This is a genomic window from Bradyrhizobium lablabi (assembly GCF_001440475.1).
GTDB lineage: Bacteria > Pseudomonadota > Alphaproteobacteria > Rhizobiales > Xanthobacteraceae > Bradyrhizobium > Bradyrhizobium lablabi.
Genome location: NZ_LLYB01000101.1, coordinates 161,106 through 176,976 on the forward strand (window position 1 = coordinate 161,106; position 15,871 = coordinate 176,976).

Here is a 15,871-nt window from a genome sequence, read left to right on the forward strand (position 1 = left end):
GTTTTCGGTTCAGCTTTCTATCGGCATCCCAGATGACAACCGCCGTCTCCATTCTTCCGGCTCCGCAACTGGCGGCGCTCAACGACGCCTATCGTCAGGCGGTAGCGCGCAAGCGGCTGCGAATGACGCTGGCGGCCGTCGCATTTTTCGCAGTACTGATCGTCGCTGCCATCGGCGCGGAAGTTAACCTGCGCACGCTGTTCACGTTCTTCGGCAACTTCGTCAGCTATTTCGACCGCATTCTCACGCTGGAGGATGGGACGAGAGTGTGGACCAATCCCGCCGAATGGTTCTGGGGCTGGCGCAAATGGCTGTGGATGCTCGGCGAGACCATCCTGATCAGCTATGTCGGCACCATGATCGGGGCGGTGCTGGCCTTTGCATTGAATTTCTTCGCCGCCCAAAACACCTCGCCGGCGCCGTGGCTGCGCTTTGCGACGCGTCGTCTGCTGGAATTCGCCCGTACCGTTCCCGGCATCGTGTTCGCGCTGATCTTCGTCATTGCCTTCGGCCTCGGTCCGATGGCGGGCGTGCTGGCGATCGCCATCCATTCGACGGGGGCGCTCGGCAAGCTGTTCTCGGAGATCGTCGAGAACGCCGACATGAAGCCTGTCGAGGGCGTTCGCTCGACCGGCGCGGGCTGGATGTCCTGCATGCGCTTCGCCGTCCTGCCGCAGGTCACGGCGGGTTACGCGAGCTATGCCCTGCTTCGCTTCGAGATCAACGTCCGCGAGGCGTCGGTAATGGGTTTTGTGGGCGCCGGCGGCATCGGGCAGGAACTCGTGGTCGCGATCCGGAAGTTCTATTACTCCGATGTCAGCGCCATTCTGGTGACGATCATCGTCACGGTCTTCATCATCGATATCGCCACAGGCTGGCTGCGCGGCCGGTTGTTCGGCAAGGATATCAGCGCATGAGCCAGTTGCCGAAGCCCGATCGGGAGCAGTTGCGGGCGAAGTATCCCGACGTGTTCGATCGACCGGCCGCGACGCGTCTGGCGATGCCGGCAATGATTGCCGGTGCGTGTGTCGTATTCGTGTTCGGCCTCGTCAATCTCGATTTTTCGCCGGCAAAGCTGTGGTCGGGCCTGAGCCAGCTCGGCTGGATCACTTTGATGATGATCCCGCCTGATCCGGGCTCGTCATTGCCGGCCTATCTCTCCGCGCTCGGCGAAACGCTGTCCATTGCAGTGCTCGGCACCACCACGGCCGCCGTCCTGGCGCTGCCCGTCAGCCTGCTGGCGGCGCGCAACATCATTCCTTCGCAGCTTCTGCGTTTTCCGGTGCGCCGTGCGTTCGATTCCATTCGCGGCGTCGACACGCTTATCTGGGCCCTCGTGTGGATCAACGTCGTCGGGCTCGGGCCGTTCGCCGGCGTGCTGGCGATCGCGGTGGCGGATTTCGGCGCATTCGGAAAATTGTTCTCCGAAGCGATCGAAGCCGCCGACAAGAAGCAGGTCGAGGGCATCAGGGCCTCCGGCGGCACGGCGCTGCACGAAATACGCTTTGGCCTGATGCCGCAGGTGCTGCCGGTTATCGCCGGACAGGTGCTCTATTTCATCGAATCCAATACGCGTTCAGCCACCATTATCGGCATCGTCGGTGCCGGAGGTATCGGCCTGCAGCTCGCCGAACAGATCCGCGTGCTGGAGTGGCAGAAGGTGTCGTTCCTGATCCTGATGATTTTGGTCGCGGTGGCCGCGATCGACTGGATATCGGGCAAGCTGCGATTTGCCATCATCGGACAGCGCGCGATTGCGTGATCAGGCGTAGATCTCGTAGGGTGGGCAAAGCGAAGCGTGCCCACCATTTTCTTGCCGTGTGGATAGATGGTGGGCACGGCGCAAAACGCGCCTTTGCCCACCCTACGGCACTTAACCGTTCTCCACCAGAAACTCGACGCGCTCGGCGGCGAAGCGCGCGCGCTTGGTCGTCAGTGGCTGGCCCATTGTGTCGACGTCGGTGCTGTCAACCACGAGCACGGGACGGCCGAGCGCGAGATCCAGCCGCGTGGCGTCGGTTGCGTCGACGATGCCCGCGGTGATCCGGGTGGACGCGCGGCGAAAATCCCGGATGCCGTAGTGCGCAACCAGCTTGGTCATCGAGCGGACATTGGCGAACACTTTCCCGGCGTCGGGGAAGCGCTCGGCCGAAAGCCAGGTGGTGCTGACGCAGATCGGTACGCGGTCGGCGAGCCGCACCGATTCGATCCGGACCAGGGGCGCTCCGGTCTTTAGCCCAAGTTCTCGCGCCAGCTCGCGGGTGGCTTCTTGCTCCGACGCGTCTATGAACTGGCCGCGCGGTTCGCGACCGCCAGCGCCGACGATTTCGGAAAACCGTGTCCGGGAACGCAGCGGATAGGCGATGCGTCCCGTCTCGACATAGGTGCCGCTGCCGCGCTCGGCGCGCACCAGCCCGCGCTCGGCCAGCGTGGCCAGCGCCCGGCGCACGGTGTGGCGGTTGACGCGATAGGTTTCGGCGATCTCGATCTCGCCCGGCAGCTTTTCGCCCGCGGCAAAGCGGCCGTCGGCGATGCCGCGCTCGATGCCGTCGGCGACCTGCCGCCACAGCGCAACGCCGGAGGGCGCATCCTGGATGCTCATGGAACGAAACCGGGCATCGGAGAAAAATCACCTCATAGTCACGAAACTGTCATGGCGCTTCATTATCAAGTTGTCTAGTATCATAGACAACTTGATTCAGGCAAGGTCGATATGATGGCAGGCGATGAAAGGCTGGCAAACGAAGACGGCGGTCAGGCGCGACGCAAGGCTGCGATGGCGGTGCTGGCGCACTCCGAGGCCGTCGACATTGCTGGTCACCTCAAGGCGATTGCGTTGCCGGCGCACGAAGACCTGCGCGAGCCGGAAAATGGGCTCGTCATGGTGCGCGGCCGGATCGGCGGAGACGGCGCGCCCTTTAATCTCGGAGAGGCCACGGTTTCGCGCGCGGCGGTGCGGCTTTCGACCGGAGAAGTCGGCTTCGGCTACACGCTCGGTCGCGACCGCCACAAGGCGAAGTTGATCGCGCTGTGCGATGCGATGGTGCAGTCGGATGAGTTTGTCGCCGCGGTTGAAGCCGAGGTGATTGCGCCGCTGCGCGAGGCGATGATCGAAAAGCGCAGCCGCAAGGCCGCGGAGGCCGCGGCGACGCGGGTCGATTTCTACACGATGGTGCGGGGTGAGGGCTGAGATGACGACCGTTGCCGAATTGCCCGCAGGATTTGCCGACAAGGTATTGTCGGCGCAATCGACCTTCCGGTCCGTGATGGACGCCATGGCGCGCCCCGGCAGCATTCAGCGCATCGCGTCAATGGCCGGCACGCCTGACACGATGATGCGCGGCACGGCCGCCATAGCGCTGACGCTGTTCGACCACGATACGCCGGTGTGGCTCGACGGCCGGATGTCGGCAACGGCCAACATCGCCAAATGGCTCAAGTTCCACACCAGCGCGCCGATCGTTGCGGATTCGTCGATCGCCGGTTTCGCGCTGGTAGGCGACCCACAAAGCCTGCCGGCGCTCGATCGCTTCGCGTTCGGCAGCAATGAATATCCGGACCGTTCGACGACGCTGATTCTGCAGGTCGAAAGCCTGACCGACGGCCCCACAACCGAGTTGCGGGGCCCGGGTATCGACGGGACCGTGACACTGCGCGCTTCAATCCAGCCGCAGGATCTGTTCGAGCGGCTCGTCATCAACGCCGCGCTGTTTCCGCGCGGGATCGATGTCGTGCTGGTTCATGACGATGCCATTGTTGCGATACCGCGCACGACGCGGCTGGTGAGGGGAGGCTGACGATGTATGTTGCCGTCAAGGGAGGCGAGCGCGCCATCGAGAACGCCCACCGCCTGCTGGCGCATGAGCGGCGCGGCGACCGTGATGTTCCCGAGTTGTCACTGGCCCAGATCGCCGAGCAGCTTTCGCTAGGCGTCGACCGCGTCATGACCGAAGGATCGCTGTTCGACCGCGAGCTGGCGGCGCTGGCCATCAAGCAGGCGCGGGGCGACCTGATCGAGGCGATCTTCCTGGTGCGCGCGTTCCGCGCCACGCTGCCGCGGTTCGGTGCGACGGAGCCGGTCGATACCGGCACCATGCAGGTGCGCCGCCGGATTTCCTCGACGTTCAAGGATATCCCGGGCGGGCAGATTCTCGGGCCCACTTTCGATTACACCCATCGTCTGCTGGACCCGCAGCTTGCAGACGGATTCTCGCCCGATGAGCCCGCCACAGGTGAAGCGCCAGCCATGGCGACGCCGCGCGTGACCGACATTCTCGGCCGTGACGGCCTGATCGAGCCTTCGCCAGCGGCAGATGCTGACGCTCCCGTCGCAGACTTGACGCGCGAACCGCTGAATTTCCCGGCTGATCGCGATCTGCGCCTGCAAAATCTGGCGCGTGCCGACGAGGGTTTTCTGCTGGCGCTCGGCTATTCCTCGCAGCGCGGCTATGGCCGCAACCATCCGTTTGCCGGCGAGATTCGCTTCGGCGAAGTGGAGGTCGAGTTCATCGCTGAGGACGCCGGCTTTGCCATTCCGCTCGGCTCCATTGCACTGACCGAATGCCAGATGGTGAACCAGTTCAAGGGTTCGGCGACCGAAGCGCCGTGCTTTACGCGTGGCTATGGCCTGGCCTTCGGGCAGAGCGAGCGCAAGACCATGTCGATGGCGCTGGTTGATCGCAGCCTGCGCGCCCGCGAGCTCGGCGAGGAGGTGGTCGCGCCGGGCCAGGACGAGGAATTCGTGATGTCGCACTCGGATAATGTGCAGGCGACCGGCTTCGTCGAGCATCTCAAGCTGCCGCATTACGTCGACTTCCAGTCCGAGCTCGGCCTCTTGCGCAAATTGCGCCAGGAGTTTGCCGACGCGAACGAGGCGCCGCAAATGCAGGAGGCCGCGGAATGAACGCGCCGGCTTACAATTTCGCCTATCTCGACGAACAGACCAAGCGGATGATCCGCCGCGCGATCCTGAAGGCGATTGCGATCCCCGGCTATCAGGTGCCGTTCGCCAGCCGCGAAATGCCGATGCCCTATGGCTGGGGCACCGGCGGCGTGCAGGTCACGGCGGCGATCCTCGGGCCCGACGACGTGCTGAAGGTGATCGACCAGGGTTCGGACGACACCACCAACGCGATCTCGATCCGGAAATTCTTCGGCAAGACAGCGGGCGTTGCGACGACCACCGCTACGGCGGATGCCACGGTGATCCAGACCCGGCACCGGATTCCCGAAGCGCCGCTGCATGCGGGGCAGGTACTGGTCTATCAGGTGCCGATCCCGGAGCCGCTGCGGTTTTTGGAGCCGCGCGAAACCGAGACGCGGCGCATGCATGCGCTCGGCGAATACGGCCTGATGCACGTCAAGCTGTACGAGGACATTGCGCGGTTCGGCCATATCGCGACGTCCTACGCCTATCCGGTGAAGGTGAATGCGCGCTATGTGATGGACCCGTCGCCGACGCCGAAATTCGACAATCCGAAAATGGACAATTGCCCGGCGCTGCAACTGTTCGGCGCCGGCCGCGAAAAGCGCATCTACGCGATCCCGCCGCATACCGATGTGGTCTCGCTCGACTTCGAGGATCACCCGTTCACGCGCTACCGGTTCGACGCGCCCTGTGCGTTGTGCGGCGCCGGCGATTCCTATCTCGACGAGATCGTCACTGACGACAAGGGCGGGCGGATGTTCGTCTGCTCCGACACCGATTATTGCGAGTCTCGTCAGCAGGCTGGGCATCGCGGCAGCGAAAGCGCAGCGCCGCACAAGGAGAGGGCGCATGGCTGAGCCGCACAACACCATGCAGGATGACCAACCGTTGCTGATCGCCGAACATCTCGGCAAGAACTACGGCCGGCTGACCGCCTGCCGGGATGTTTCCTTTGCGCTCTATCCCGGCGAGGTGCTGGCCATCGTCGGCGAGTCCGGGTCGGGCAAGTCGACGCTCTTGCAGCTATTGTCGGCACAGCTCGCGCCGAGCGCCGGCCACGTATCGTACCGGATGCGGGATGGGGTATTGCGCGATCTGGCCGCGTTAGGCGAGGCCGAGCGCCGCTTTCTGTTTCGGACTGACTGGGGCTATGTGCACCAGGATCCCGCACAGGGCCTGCGTATGGCGGTCTCCGCCGGCGCCAATGTCGGCGAGCGGCTGATGGCGGTGGGCTGGAATCATTACGGCCGCATTCGCGATAGCGCATCCTCCTGGCTGGAGCGGGTCGAGATCGATACCGCCCGAATAGACGACGCGCCGCGGACCTATTCGGGTGGCATGCGGCAACGGCTGCAGATCGCGCGCAACCTCGTCACCGAGCCGCGGCTGGTGTTCATGGACGAGCCGACCGGCGGGCTCGACGTATCGGTGCAGGCGCGCCTGCTGGATTTGATGCGCAATCTCGTCAGCGAACTGGGCCTTGCCGCGATCGTCGTCACCCATGACCTCGCGGTGGCGCGGCTGCTGTCGCATCGCGTGATGGTGATGAAGGGCGGTCGCGTCATCGAAACCGGCCTGACCGATCAAGTGCTCGACGATCCCCGCGAGCCCTACACCCAACTGCTTGTTTCCTCGATCCTGCCGGCATGAGCGCGCCAATGACTGCGATGATCGACATCACCAACGCCGAAAAGACTTTTACCATGCATCTGCAGGGCGGTGTCGAGCTGCCCGTGGTGCGCGGCGTCTCGTTCCATGTCGAACCGGGCGAATGCGTGGTGCTGTCGGGGCCGTCAGGCGCCGGCAAATCCTCGATCCTGAAAATGATCTTTGGCAATTACCGCTGCGATGGCGGCCGGATCGGTATCCGGCATCAGGGCAAGGTGATCGATCTTGCCACGGCCGAGCCGCGGCAGGTGCTCAGCGTGCGCCGCTCGACCATCGGCTATGTCAGCCAGTTCCTGCGCGCGGTGCCCCGGGTGGCCACCATAGATGTGGTAGCCGAACCCCTGATTGCGAACGGGACCGCACGCGCGGAAGCCCGCGAGAGGGCCGGTGCACTGCTCCGCCGCCTCAACATCCCCGAGCGGTTGTGGGCCCTGCCGCCATCGACATTCTCCGGCGGTGAGCAGCAGCGGGTCAACATCGCGCGCGGGTTCATTTCCGACCTGCCGATCCTGTTGCTGGACGAGCCCACCGCCTCGCTCGACGCGGCCAACCGCGCCGTCGTCGTCGAATTGATTGAAGAGAAAAAGCGACAGGGCGTCGCGATGGTGGCGATCGTCCATGACGACGAAATTCGCCATCTGATCGCCGACCGGATCGTTGATGTGACGTCATTTGCCGCCGCGGCATGAAGGAAGAAGTGAGATGACCTCGAAGCACGAAACCATCCTCGGAAACGCCCGCATCGTGCTGGCCGACCGCGTGATCGAGCGCGGCTGGGTCGCTCTCGCCGACGGCCGCATCGCCGAATTCGGCGAGGGCAGTGCGCCGGCCGGCAGCGAGGACGCCGGCGGCGACCTGATCATGCCCGGCCTGATCGAGCTGCACACCGACCATCTCGAAATGCACTATGTGCCGCGTCCAAAGGTATTCTGGGATCCCATCGCGGCGGTGGTTTCCTACGACGGACAGCTGGCCACCTCGGGGATCACCACGGTTCTGGATTCGCTGCGGGTCTGGCGCGAGGATGGGGCGGAGGAGGTCGATGGCAGGGCGGGCGTTCTGGCGCAAGCCATTACATCGGCTCGCGAGGCGAACCTGCTTCGTGCCGATCACTTCCTGCATCTGCGCTGCGAAATCCCGATGCCGAGCGTGGTCGAGGAAGCCAAGGAGCTGATCGACCGGCCGGACGTGCGGCTGATGTCGCTGATGGATCACACGCCGGGGCAGCGTCAGTTCCGCGACGAGGTCAAGCTGCGCGACTATTATCGCGGCAAGGGAGGCGGGAAAACCGACGCCGAGCTCGATGCGCTGTTCGAGAAGCGTTTTGCCTATCAGAAGGCCTATGCCGCCACCAACATGCGCGAGATCGTGGCGCTCGCCCATCAATACGAGATACCCCTCGCCAGCCACGACGACACCACCGAGGAAAACGTCGCCGACGCGATCAAGGATCGGGTATCGGTGGCGGAGTTTCCGACCACGATTGAAGCCGCGCGCGGGCTGCATCAGGCGGGCATCGGCATCCTGATGGGGGCACCCAACGTGGTGCGCGGCGGTTCGCATTCCGGCAACATCGCCGCCGTCGATCTCGCCCGCGAGGGACTGCTGGATATCCTGTCGTCCGACTATATCCCGTCGAGCCTCTTGATGGCCGCGCTGCAATTGCCGACGCACGTTCCCGCGATCGATCTGGCATCCGCTATTCGTACGGTGACGAAAACGCCGGCCGAAGCCGTTGGCCTTTCGGATCGCGGCGAGATCGCGCCCGGCAAGCGCGCCGATCTGATCCGGGTGCATGTCGCCCGCGACATTCCGGTGGTGCGGAGCGTCTGGCGGGAAGGGCGGCGGGTCGCATGACGGAGACGCTGACAACCACATCGACGGGTCAGAACGCTGCGATCGGGCCGGGACGGCTGGTGCTCGTGGTCGGCCCGAGCGGCGCGGGCAAGGATACGCTGCTCGGCCTTGCCAGGGCAGCCTGTGCCGATGATGGCAATGTCGTCTTTCCGCGCCGCGCGATTACGCGTGAAGCGTCAGTGTCGGAGGAAAACGACGAGGTGAGCCTCGGCACGTTTCAGGAGGCGCTGTCGCGCGGCGAATACGCCATGCATTGGGAAGCCCATGGCCACTGCTATGCGCTGTCGCGCGCGATTAACGACGAAATCCGTGCGGGACGAACGGTCGTTGCCAACGTGTCGCGCACCGTGATTGGCGCGATGCGCTGCGCCTATGCCGAAGTGGTGGTGGTTTCTATCACGGCCCCGCCGGACGTTCTGGCCGAACGGCTTGCGATGCGCCGGCGAAGCAGCGACGGCAAGCTCGAGGCCCGCCTGGGTCGTACGGTGGAGGATGAAGCGGCCGCGCCTGATGTCACCATCGTCAACACCGGCAGTGCCGAATACCATGCCCGCCAACTCGTCCGCGTGATCAAGGACGAGAAATGGAACGATTGAAAGGAAACCGGAAATGACCGTTGTCGCGACCATCCAGCAGCTTGAGGCGATCTACGGTTTCCCCAACGATGCCTCGACGGTCAAGGTCGCGGACAGGGTCACGCCGGCCTATCGCGCTTTGATGGACAAGTCACCTTTTGCGGCGCTCGCGACCTGCGGACCGGAAGGGCTGGACTGTTCGCCGCGCGGCGACCTGCCAGGCTTCGTTCGCGTTCACGACGAGAAGACATTGATGATGCCGGACCGTCGCGGCAACAACCGCTGCGATTCCTTGCGCAACATCGTGCGCGATCCCCGGGTGGCGCTTCTGTTTCTGATCCCGGGCTCCGGCAGCACGCTGCGCATCAACGGCCGCGCGCACGTCTCGGCCGATCCGGATCTGCTCGCCTCGTTCAAGATGGAAGGCAAGGCGCCGCGCACCGTCATCGTCATGGTGGTGGAGGAAGTTTACTTCCAGTGCGCGCGCGCCATCGTGCGTTCCGATCTCTGGAATCCCGACAAGCGCGTCGATCCCAAAAGCTTGCCGACGCCCGGCCAGATCCTTGCCGAGATGAGCGACAACACCGTCGGTGGCGAGAAATACGACCGTGAATGGCCGGAGCGCGCGCGGCTGACCATGTGGTAATGGACGCCTGACGGCGATCACGTCTGGCGGATCACCTTTTCCGCGCATTTGAGAAAATTCCGGACCAGCGGATTGAGAGAATCCCTGCGCCAGCAAACCGCGACGTCGATGGCGTCGTCGGCGTCGAGGAAGGGCCTGAACACGACGCCGGTCGGGCATCCGAGCTGGGCGCAGGCGGGAACGATCGCCATGCCCTCTCCGGAAAGGACGAGGCTGAGCGCGGAGTGGACCGTCTCGACCCGGTTCGCAACCGGCATGCTGACCTGATGCCGCCTCAGGAGCGATGCCACGACAGACGTTGCGGGATCTTCGGCCGGCCAGGGCAGGCTGATCAGTGGACGCCCCTGCAGTTTTTTCACCGGCACTGCCGTGGCGCGCGCCAGCGACGAGCTGGCAGGCAATGCAAGCATCAATCGCTGCGTTCCGATGGTGGAGGCCTCGATCTCATTGTGGCGAATTGCAGGCATGCACAGTGCGACCGTCACGCTGTGATCCAGCAGCCGGGCCTCACGTGTCGATGCGCTCAGTTCTATGAACTCCAGGTCGACTTTCGGAAGCGATCGACGGAGTTCCGGAATGAGCTTCGGCAACACCGCGTGAGCAAGCGCGAACATGTAACCGACCGACAATCTTCCCCGGCGCCCCGCCGCCACCGCTCGGGCTGCCTCAAAGCCTTCAGCCGTCAAGGCCAGTGCTTCTCGCGCACGTGACAGCAAGGCGCGTCCGGCCGCCGTCGGCTCCATTCCCCGCGCGCCCCGACGGAACAGCGCGGTTCCTACTTCCGATTCCAGTTTGCGGATCTGCACCGACAGCGGCGGCTGCGCCATGCGCAGGCGCACGGCCGCCCGGCCGACGCTGCGTTCTTCGGCTACGGCCACGAAATAGCGGAGACGCCGGAGGTCCATTTTTGCTATACCGAAATCGTATGGGTCAGTTGTGCGATGGTATTGGACGGAAAGTCAATCCGAATGTCATCTTTACGTCATTCGACCCCTTAAGGACTTTGGCGCGATGAGTGACGAACTGTGTTTCCTGTCGGCGACCGACCTGCGCGCGCGGATCGCGGCCAAGGATGTTTCACCAGTCGAGATTACGCGTGCCGTGCTGGCGCGTGCCGAGCGGCTGCAGCCGGAATTGAACTGCTTCATCACGCTATGCGGCGACGAGGCGATGGCCGAGGCGCGGAAGGCGGAGCGTGACGTCATGGCCGGGGAGCCGTTGGGCCTGCTTCACGGCATTCCGTACACCGCGAAAGACCTCGTCAACACCAGGGGCGTGCGCACGACCTTCGGCGCTGTGCCCTACAAGGATAACGTTCCTGATCATGATGCAGTCGCTGTGGCGCGAATGCGGGCAGCAGGTGCCATCCTCATAGGCAAGACCACGACGCCGGAGTTCGGCACCAAGTGCCTGACGGACTCGCCGTTGTTCGGCCGCACGCGCAATGCCTGGAGCGGCGTGCACTCGAGCGGTGGCTCAAGCGGGGGCGCGGCGGTTGCGGTTGCCAGCGGCATCGCGCCGCTTGCCATCGCAACCGATGGCGGCGGCTCGACGCGGATTCCGGCAGCCTGCAACGGTGTCGTCGGGCTGAAGCAGAGCAGCGGCGTCATTCCTCACAGCCAGGTGCAGGACGCGTTCGGCAACCAGACCTATGTGACGCCGACGACGCGCACCGTCGCGGATACCGCCTTGATGATGCAGGCGATGTCGGGAGAGGACGCGTCCGATCCGTGGTCGATCGGATTCCCGCAGTGGAATTTTGTCGACGGATCGGCGCCAAACGGCGATCTGCGCGGGCGCAAAATTGCCTTCTGTCTCGCCCCGCCCGGCCGGCCGGTTGCGGCCGCTGTCGCCGCGGCATTCAAGGTTGCGCTGGCAAGGCTGGAGGCGCTCGGGGCCGAGGTCGAGGAAATGCCCGGCGAGGGGTTTGAGGTGGAGCCGATCTGGCGCGCCATCAATCATACCGCGTGGCGCGCGCGGTTCGAGAAGCTCGCGGCCGATCATGGCGAGGTGCTGAGCGAGACCTTCATGAAGCAACTGGCGCTGGCCACGAAGGTCAGCGGTGTTGACTATCAGCGAGCGATGTTTGACCGTACGGCGCTGTTCCGCCGGATCCAGACCCTGCTGCAACGGGCCGACATACTCGCGATGCCGACCATCAACCGCACCGCGCTTCCGATCGACCAGGATCTGTTCGGCACGATCGAAATCGACGGACGCGTGTTCAGCGACGTGCGGCCGAACTGGTTTCCCTGGACCATGCCGTTCAACATGACCGGGCATCCCGCCGTCAGTCTGCCCTGCGGCTTCGATGCGGATGGCCTGCCGATCGGCATCCAGTTGGTCGGGAAATTCCGTGGAGACATCGAATTGCTGCGCGTCAGCGCGCTTTTCGAGGCCTCGCAAGATCTGCTCGGCCAGTGGCCGAGCCTGGCAGGATAAGTGACAATGCGGCTGCCGTTACACCTGATAGTCAACACAGGGGAATAGGGACTTGAGCGTCTTCATTTTCCGCCGCTTTCTGACGCTGATTGCGACGCTGCTCGGCGCGTCGCTGATCATCTTCCTCGTTCTGGATGCCTTGCCCGGCAACGCCGCGCAGATGCTGATGGGCGCCGATGCCTCGCCCGATGCGGTGCGGGCGCTCACGATCAAGCTCGGGCTCGATCAACCGCTATACTATCGATACGTCCACTGGGTCATGGGACTGCTGACGGGCGATCTCGGCAATAGCTATGTCTATGGCACGCCTGTTGCAGGATTGATTGCGGAGCGCCTCACGCTCACCATTCCATTGGCGATCATGTCCATGTCCATGACGGTCGTGCTGGCGCTCTCTGCCGGCATCTACACGGCGGCAAATCACAACAAGCTCGGCGATGTCGGCGTGATGTCGCTGACGCAGTTCGGGATCGCGCTTCCTAATTTCTGGTTCGCCATCCTGCTCATCCTGCTGTTCTCGGTGAAGCTGCAATGGCTCTCGGCCGGCGGATTCGCAGGGTGGGACGAAAGCATACTCGCCGGCATCAAATCGCTGCTGCTGCCTGCGATCTCGCTATCGGTGGTGCAGGCGGCGATCCTGGCGCGGGTCACGCGTTCCGCCGTGCTCGAGGTGCTGCGCGAGGATTTCGTGCGCACCGCGCGCGCCAAGGGCTTGAGCAAGCGCGACGTCTTGTGGCGGCATGTGCTGCGCAACGCGATGATCCCTGTCATGACGATTATGGGCCTTCAGTTCGCCAATTTGCTGGCGGGCACGATCGTGATCGAGAACGTGTTCTATCTGCCGGGTCTCGGCCGGCTGATCTTCCAGTCGATCGCCAATCGCGACCTGATCGTGGTGCGCAACTGCGTGATGCTGCTGGCAGGCGTGGTCGTCATCGTCAACTTCGTGGTCGATGTGCTCTATGCCTTCATCGATCCGCGCATCAAGGTGCATAACCTATGAGCACTCCGATCAGCGCTTCGGTCGACGTGGGGGCCGCCACCGTGCGTCCGCAGGTCCCGACCGGCTTCTGGCGCCGCGCGCTGCGCCATCGCAGCTTTGTCATCGGCGGCACGCTCAGCCTGATGGTGCTTGGCGCCGCCTTGCTGTCGCTGGTATGGACGCCATGGTCGGCCTATGAAATCGACGTGGCCTCCAAGCTGCGGCCGCCGTCTGCTGCCCACTGGCTCGGCACCGATGTGCTCGGCCGCGATATCGTCTCGTTGCTGCTGGTTGGCGCCCGCTCCACCATCATGGTCGGCATCATCGCTGTCGGGATCGGTATCACTTTTGGGGTGTCTCTTGGGCTGCTCGCCGCCGCGCGCAGGGGTTGGACCGAAGAGCTCATCATGCGGATGAGCGACTTCACTTTCGCGTTTCCTGCCGTTCTCTCGGCGATCATGCTGGCTGCCGTTGCGGGCCCCGGCATGGTGACCTCGATCACCGCCATCGGCATCTTCCAGATTCCAACGCTGGTGCGGGTGACCCGCGGATCGGCCAATGCGATCTGGGCGCGGGAGTTCGTGCTTGCCGCGCGCGCCTCGGGCAAGGGCGGTTTCCGCATCACGATCGAGCATGTGCTGCCGAACGTCCTGCCGATCCTGATCGTGCAGGCGACGATCCAGTTCGCACTCGCGATCCTGGCCGAAGCGGCGCTGTCCTATCTCGGGCTCGGCACGCAGCCGCCGCAACCCTCCTGGGGACGCATGCTGAACGACGCGCAGACGCTGCTGTTCCAGTCACCGATGCTCGCGGTCTATCCGGGCGCTGCGATCGCGGTTGCCGTGCTCGGCCTCAATCTGCTTGGCGATGGATTGCGCGATCTGCTCGATCCCCGGCTGTCGCGGGAGCGTTGAACATGAGCGGCTCTACCAACGCGCCTTTGATCGAAGTCAGGGATCTCGGTATCAGGCTCAACACCAGCCGCGGTCCCGCGCAAGCCGTTCGCGGCGTCAGTTTCTCGCTCAAGCGCGGCGAGACCCTGGGTCTCGTCGGCGAATCCGGATGCGGCAAATCCGTCACCGCGATGGCGCTGATGGGCCTCTTGCCTGAGAGCGCCGTCGTCAGCGGCAGCATCCGCCTCGACGGCAGCGAGCTGGTCGGCCTGTCTGATGCGAACTACTGCAAGCTGCGCGGCAATCGCATCAGCATGATCTTCCAGGAGCCGATGACCGCGCTCAATCCGATGCACACGATCGGGCGCCAGGTTGCCGAGCCGCTGCGCCGCCACACCAATTGCTCGGCCGCAGCGGCACGCAAGGAAGCCATCGCCTTGCTCGATCGCGTCGGGCTTCCCGATGCCGCGAAACGCGTCGATGCCTATCCGCACCAGTTCTCCGGGGGGCAGCGGCAGCGCGTCACCATTGCCATGGCGCTGGCCTGCCAGCCTGACGTGCTGATCGCCGATGAGCCAACCACGGCGCTCGACGTCACCATCCAGGGGCAGATCCTCGACCTGATCGCAGACCTCGTCGCCGAGCGCGGCATGTCGATGATCCTGATCTCGCACGATCTCGGCGTCATCGCCGAGAATGTCCAGCGCATGATGGTGATGTATGGCGGCACCGTCGTTGAAAGCGGCGCAACGAATGCCGTGTTCACGCGGATGGGGCATCCTTATACGCAGGGGCTGTTCCGTGCGCGTCCGCGCCTTGGCGCGCGCAAGGGCACAAGGCTGAAGACCATCGCCGGCACGGTGCCGGAACTTGCCGATCTGCCCGCCGGGTGCACCTTCGCCGATCGTTGTACGATCGTCGAGGATCGTTGTCGCGCGGCGCTGCCGGCCGTGGTGGATGTCAGCGCCGGCCATGGCGTGCGCTGCGTGAGGACGGATGTTTCAATGGCCGAGGCGGTCGGGGCGGTGGGGGCATGACCATGCTTGAGCAGACGCCGCCACCCGCCGAGCCACCGCTGCTCGATGTCAGGGATCTGGTGCAGCGCTACACGCTGCCGCGCGAAAGCATGTTCAAGCCGGCTGCGCAGGTGCATGCGCTCAACGGTGTTACGGCGCAGGTGATGGCGGGCCGAAGCCTCGGTGTGGTCGGCGAGTCCGGATCGGGCAAGTCGACCTTCGCGCGGCTGGTGATGGCCCTGGAGCAGCCGTCGTCGGGATCGGTGTCGCTGATGGGCCGCGACCTCAACCGGATGCCGGCCGTCGAACTGCGCCGCGCCCGCCGCGATTTCCAGATGGTGTTTCAGGATCCCTATGGCTCGCTGGATCCGCGGCAGACCATCGCGCGCATCGTCGCCGAGCCTTTGACCGCGCTCGGACGCATGGACCGCACGACGCTGCGTGAGCGCGTTTCCGGCGTGCTGCGGCAGGTCGGGTTGCGCGACGCCGACATGGACAAGTTCCCGCATGAATTCTCGGGCGGCCAGCGCCAGCGCATCGCGATCGCGCGCGCACTGATCACGCAGCCGAAGCTGATCGTCGCCGACGAGCCCGTCAGCGCGCTCGACGTCTCCGTGCAGGCCCAGGTGCTCAATCTGCTGCAGGATCTGCAAGATCAGTTTGGCTTGAGCTACATCCTGATCAGCCACGATCTCGCGGTGGTCGATTATCTCTGCGACGAGATCGCGGTGATGTATCTCGGCCGGATCGTCGAGCAGGGGAGCCCCGAGGATCTCTTTGCACATTGTGCCCACCCCTATACGCGGGCGCTGCTGGAGGCCGTGCCGCGCGCCCGCGCCGGTGGGGTGCGCCGCCGCCGCGGGGC

Annotated in this window: 18 protein-coding genes; 16 read left to right on the forward strand and 2 right to left on the reverse strand. The window is 64.5% G+C overall.

Annotation, left to right across the window (positions count from 1 at the left end):
- Positions 1 to 32 precede the first annotated feature (32 nt).
- Together phnE (CQ14_RS29785) and phnE (CQ14_RS29790) are read left to right on the forward strand one after the other, a co-directional pair.
- Positions 33 to 917, forward strand: coding sequence for a phosphonate ABC transporter, permease protein PhnE (gene phnE, locus CQ14_RS29785; protein ID WP_057861371.1), 885 nt, complete (start codon positions 33 to 35; stop codon positions 915 to 917).
- Positions 914 to 1,762 (forward strand): phosphonate ABC transporter, permease protein PhnE, encoded by an 849-nt coding sequence (gene phnE / locus CQ14_RS29790; protein ID WP_057861372.1) that lies wholly within the window; start codon positions 914 to 916, stop codon positions 1,760 to 1,762. The genes phnE (CQ14_RS29785) and phnE (CQ14_RS29790) overlap by 4 nt, the downstream gene beginning before the upstream one ends.
- A 111-nt stretch (positions 1,763 to 1,873) precedes the next feature.
- Here the strand turns inward: phnE (CQ14_RS29790) and phnF are convergent, their stop codons facing one another.
- The gene (gene phnF, locus CQ14_RS29795) at positions 1,874 to 2,602 is read right to left on the reverse strand and encodes a phosphonate metabolism transcriptional regulator PhnF (RefSeq protein WP_057861373.1); all 729 of its coding nucleotides are present in this window, start codon (positions 2,600 to 2,602) and stop codon (positions 1,874 to 1,876) included.
- 174 nt (positions 2,603 to 2,776) lie between these two features.
- Between phnF and phnG the strand changes: the two genes are divergently transcribed.
- Genes phnG through CQ14_RS29840 form a run of 9 tightly spaced genes read left to right on the forward strand, consistent with a single transcriptional unit; the run spans position 2,777 to position 9,673 of the window.
- Positions 2,777 to 3,190 carry a phosphonate C-P lyase system protein PhnG gene (phnG, locus tag CQ14_RS29800; RefSeq protein WP_057861402.1) on the forward strand — a complete coding sequence of 138 codons (414 nt, stop codon included), beginning with the start codon at positions 2,777 to 2,779 and terminating at the stop codon, positions 3,188 to 3,190.
- A 1-nt stretch (position 3,191) separates the two neighbouring features.
- Positions 3,192 to 3,797, forward strand: a complete 606-nt coding sequence (gene phnH, locus CQ14_RS29805; RefSeq protein WP_057861374.1) for a phosphonate C-P lyase system protein PhnH — start codon at positions 3,192 to 3,194, stop codon at positions 3,795 to 3,797.
- 2 nt (positions 3,798 to 3,799) lie between these two features.
- On the forward strand, positions 3,800 to 4,903 hold the full coding sequence (locus tag CQ14_RS29810) for a carbon-phosphorus lyase complex subunit (RefSeq protein WP_057861375.1): 1,104 nt from the start codon (positions 3,800 to 3,802) through the stop codon (positions 4,901 to 4,903).
- Positions 4,900 to 5,784 (forward strand): alpha-D-ribose 1-methylphosphonate 5-phosphate C-P-lyase PhnJ, encoded by an 885-nt coding sequence (locus tag CQ14_RS29815; protein WP_057861376.1) that lies wholly within the window; start codon positions 4,900 to 4,902, stop codon positions 5,782 to 5,784. Before CQ14_RS29810 ends, CQ14_RS29815 begins: the two co-directional genes overlap by 4 nt.
- On the forward strand, positions 5,777 to 6,577 hold the full coding sequence (phnK, locus tag CQ14_RS29820) for a phosphonate C-P lyase system protein PhnK (RefSeq protein WP_057861377.1): 801 nt from the start codon (positions 5,777 to 5,779) through the stop codon (positions 6,575 to 6,577). The genes CQ14_RS29815 and phnK overlap by 8 nt, the downstream gene beginning before the upstream one ends.
- An 8-nt stretch (positions 6,578 to 6,585) precedes the next feature.
- Positions 6,586 to 7,284: a phosphonate C-P lyase system protein PhnL gene (gene phnL / locus CQ14_RS29825; RefSeq protein ID WP_057861403.1), complete on the forward strand. Its 699-nt coding sequence runs from the start codon at positions 6,586 to 6,588 to the stop codon at positions 7,282 to 7,284.
- A gap of 13 nt (positions 7,285 to 7,297) precedes the next feature.
- Complete coding sequence (locus CQ14_RS29830) at positions 7,298 to 8,452, forward strand: alpha-D-ribose 1-methylphosphonate 5-triphosphate diphosphatase (RefSeq protein ID WP_057861378.1); 1,155 nt, start codon at positions 7,298 to 7,300, stop codon at positions 8,450 to 8,452.
- Positions 8,449 to 9,048, forward strand: a complete 600-nt coding sequence (gene phnN / locus CQ14_RS29835) for a phosphonate metabolism protein/1,5-bisphosphokinase (PRPP-forming) PhnN (protein ID WP_057861379.1) — start codon at positions 8,449 to 8,451, stop codon at positions 9,046 to 9,048. The genes CQ14_RS29830 and phnN overlap by 4 nt, the downstream gene beginning before the upstream one ends.
- Positions 9,049 to 9,061: 13 nt before the next feature.
- The gene (locus CQ14_RS29840) at positions 9,062 to 9,673 is read left to right on the forward strand and encodes a pyridoxamine 5'-phosphate oxidase family protein (RefSeq protein WP_057861380.1); all 612 of its coding nucleotides are present in this window, start codon (positions 9,062 to 9,064) and stop codon (positions 9,671 to 9,673) included.
- Between the two features lie 17 nt (positions 9,674 to 9,690).
- Here CQ14_RS29840 and CQ14_RS29845 read toward each other — a convergent pair whose 3' ends face one another.
- Positions 9,691 to 10,578, reverse strand: coding sequence for a LysR family transcriptional regulator (locus tag CQ14_RS29845; protein WP_057861381.1), 888 nt, complete (start codon positions 10,576 to 10,578; stop codon positions 9,691 to 9,693).
- Between the two features lie 106 nt (positions 10,579 to 10,684).
- On the opposite strand from CQ14_RS29845, the gene CQ14_RS29850 reads away from it, so the two are divergent.
- The 5 genes from CQ14_RS29850 to CQ14_RS29870 all read left to right on the forward strand — a co-directional run.
- A complete protein-coding gene (locus CQ14_RS29850; protein WP_057861382.1) occupies positions 10,685 to 12,115 on the forward strand; it encodes an amidase in 1,431 nt (476 codons plus the stop codon).
- 52 nt (positions 12,116 to 12,167) lie between these two features.
- Complete coding sequence (locus CQ14_RS29855; protein WP_057861383.1) at positions 12,168 to 13,118, forward strand: ABC transporter permease; 951 nt, start codon at positions 12,168 to 12,170, stop codon at positions 13,116 to 13,118.
- Positions 13,115 to 14,011 carry an ABC transporter permease gene (locus tag CQ14_RS29860; protein WP_057861384.1) on the forward strand — a complete coding sequence of 299 codons (897 nt, stop codon included), beginning with the start codon at positions 13,115 to 13,117 and terminating at the stop codon, positions 14,009 to 14,011. Before CQ14_RS29855 ends, CQ14_RS29860 begins: the two co-directional genes overlap by 4 nt.
- Before the next feature lie 2 nt (positions 14,012 to 14,013).
- Positions 14,014 to 15,027, forward strand: a complete 1,014-nt coding sequence (locus CQ14_RS29865) for an ABC transporter ATP-binding protein (protein WP_057861385.1) — start codon at positions 14,014 to 14,016, stop codon at positions 15,025 to 15,027.
- 2 nt (positions 15,028 to 15,029) lie between these two features.
- The coding region (locus CQ14_RS29870) for an ATP-binding cassette domain-containing protein (RefSeq protein ID WP_057861404.1) at positions 15,030 to 15,871 on the forward strand (842 nt) is incomplete at its 3' end.

Coding starts and splice junctions, on each gene's coding strand:
- phnE (WP_057861372.1), top strand. CDS start 914: ATGAGCCAGTTGCCGAAGCCCGATCGGGAGCAGTTGCGGGCGAAGTAT.
- CQ14_RS29830 (WP_057861378.1), top strand. CDS start 7,298: ATGACCTCGAAGCACGAAACCATCCTCGGAAACGCCCGCATCGTGCTG.
- phnF (WP_057861373.1), bottom strand. CDS start 2,602: ATGAGCATCCAGGATGCGCCCTCCGGCGTTGCGCTGTGGCGGCAGGTC.
- CQ14_RS29865 (WP_057861385.1), top strand. CDS start 14,014: ATGAGCGGCTCTACCAACGCGCCTTTGATCGAAGTCAGGGATCTCGGT.
- CQ14_RS29845 (WP_057861381.1), bottom strand. CDS start 10,578: ATGGACCTCCGGCGTCTCCGCTATTTCGTGGCCGTAGCCGAAGAACGC.
- phnH (WP_057861374.1), top strand. CDS start 3,192: ATGACGACCGTTGCCGAATTGCCCGCAGGATTTGCCGACAAGGTATTG.
- CQ14_RS29850 (WP_057861382.1), top strand. CDS start 10,685: ATGAGTGACGAACTGTGTTTCCTGTCGGCGACCGACCTGCGCGCGCGG.
- phnG (WP_057861402.1), top strand. CDS start 2,777: ATGGCGGTGCTGGCGCACTCCGAGGCCGTCGACATTGCTGGTCACCTC.
- phnE (WP_057861371.1), top strand. CDS start 33: ATGACAACCGCCGTCTCCATTCTTCCGGCTCCGCAACTGGCGGCGCTC.
- phnN (WP_057861379.1), top strand. CDS start 8,449: ATGACGGAGACGCTGACAACCACATCGACGGGTCAGAACGCTGCGATC.
- CQ14_RS29810 (WP_057861375.1), top strand. CDS start 3,800: ATGTATGTTGCCGTCAAGGGAGGCGAGCGCGCCATCGAGAACGCCCAC.
- CQ14_RS29840 (WP_057861380.1), top strand. CDS start 9,062: ATGACCGTTGTCGCGACCATCCAGCAGCTTGAGGCGATCTACGGTTTC.
- CQ14_RS29815 (WP_057861376.1), top strand. CDS start 4,900: ATGAACGCGCCGGCTTACAATTTCGCCTATCTCGACGAACAGACCAAG.
- phnL (WP_057861403.1), top strand. CDS start 6,586: ATGACTGCGATGATCGACATCACCAACGCCGAAAAGACTTTTACCATG.
- phnK (WP_057861377.1), top strand. CDS start 5,777: ATGGCTGAGCCGCACAACACCATGCAGGATGACCAACCGTTGCTGATC.
- CQ14_RS29860 (WP_057861384.1), top strand. CDS start 13,115: ATGAGCACTCCGATCAGCGCTTCGGTCGACGTGGGGGCCGCCACCGTG.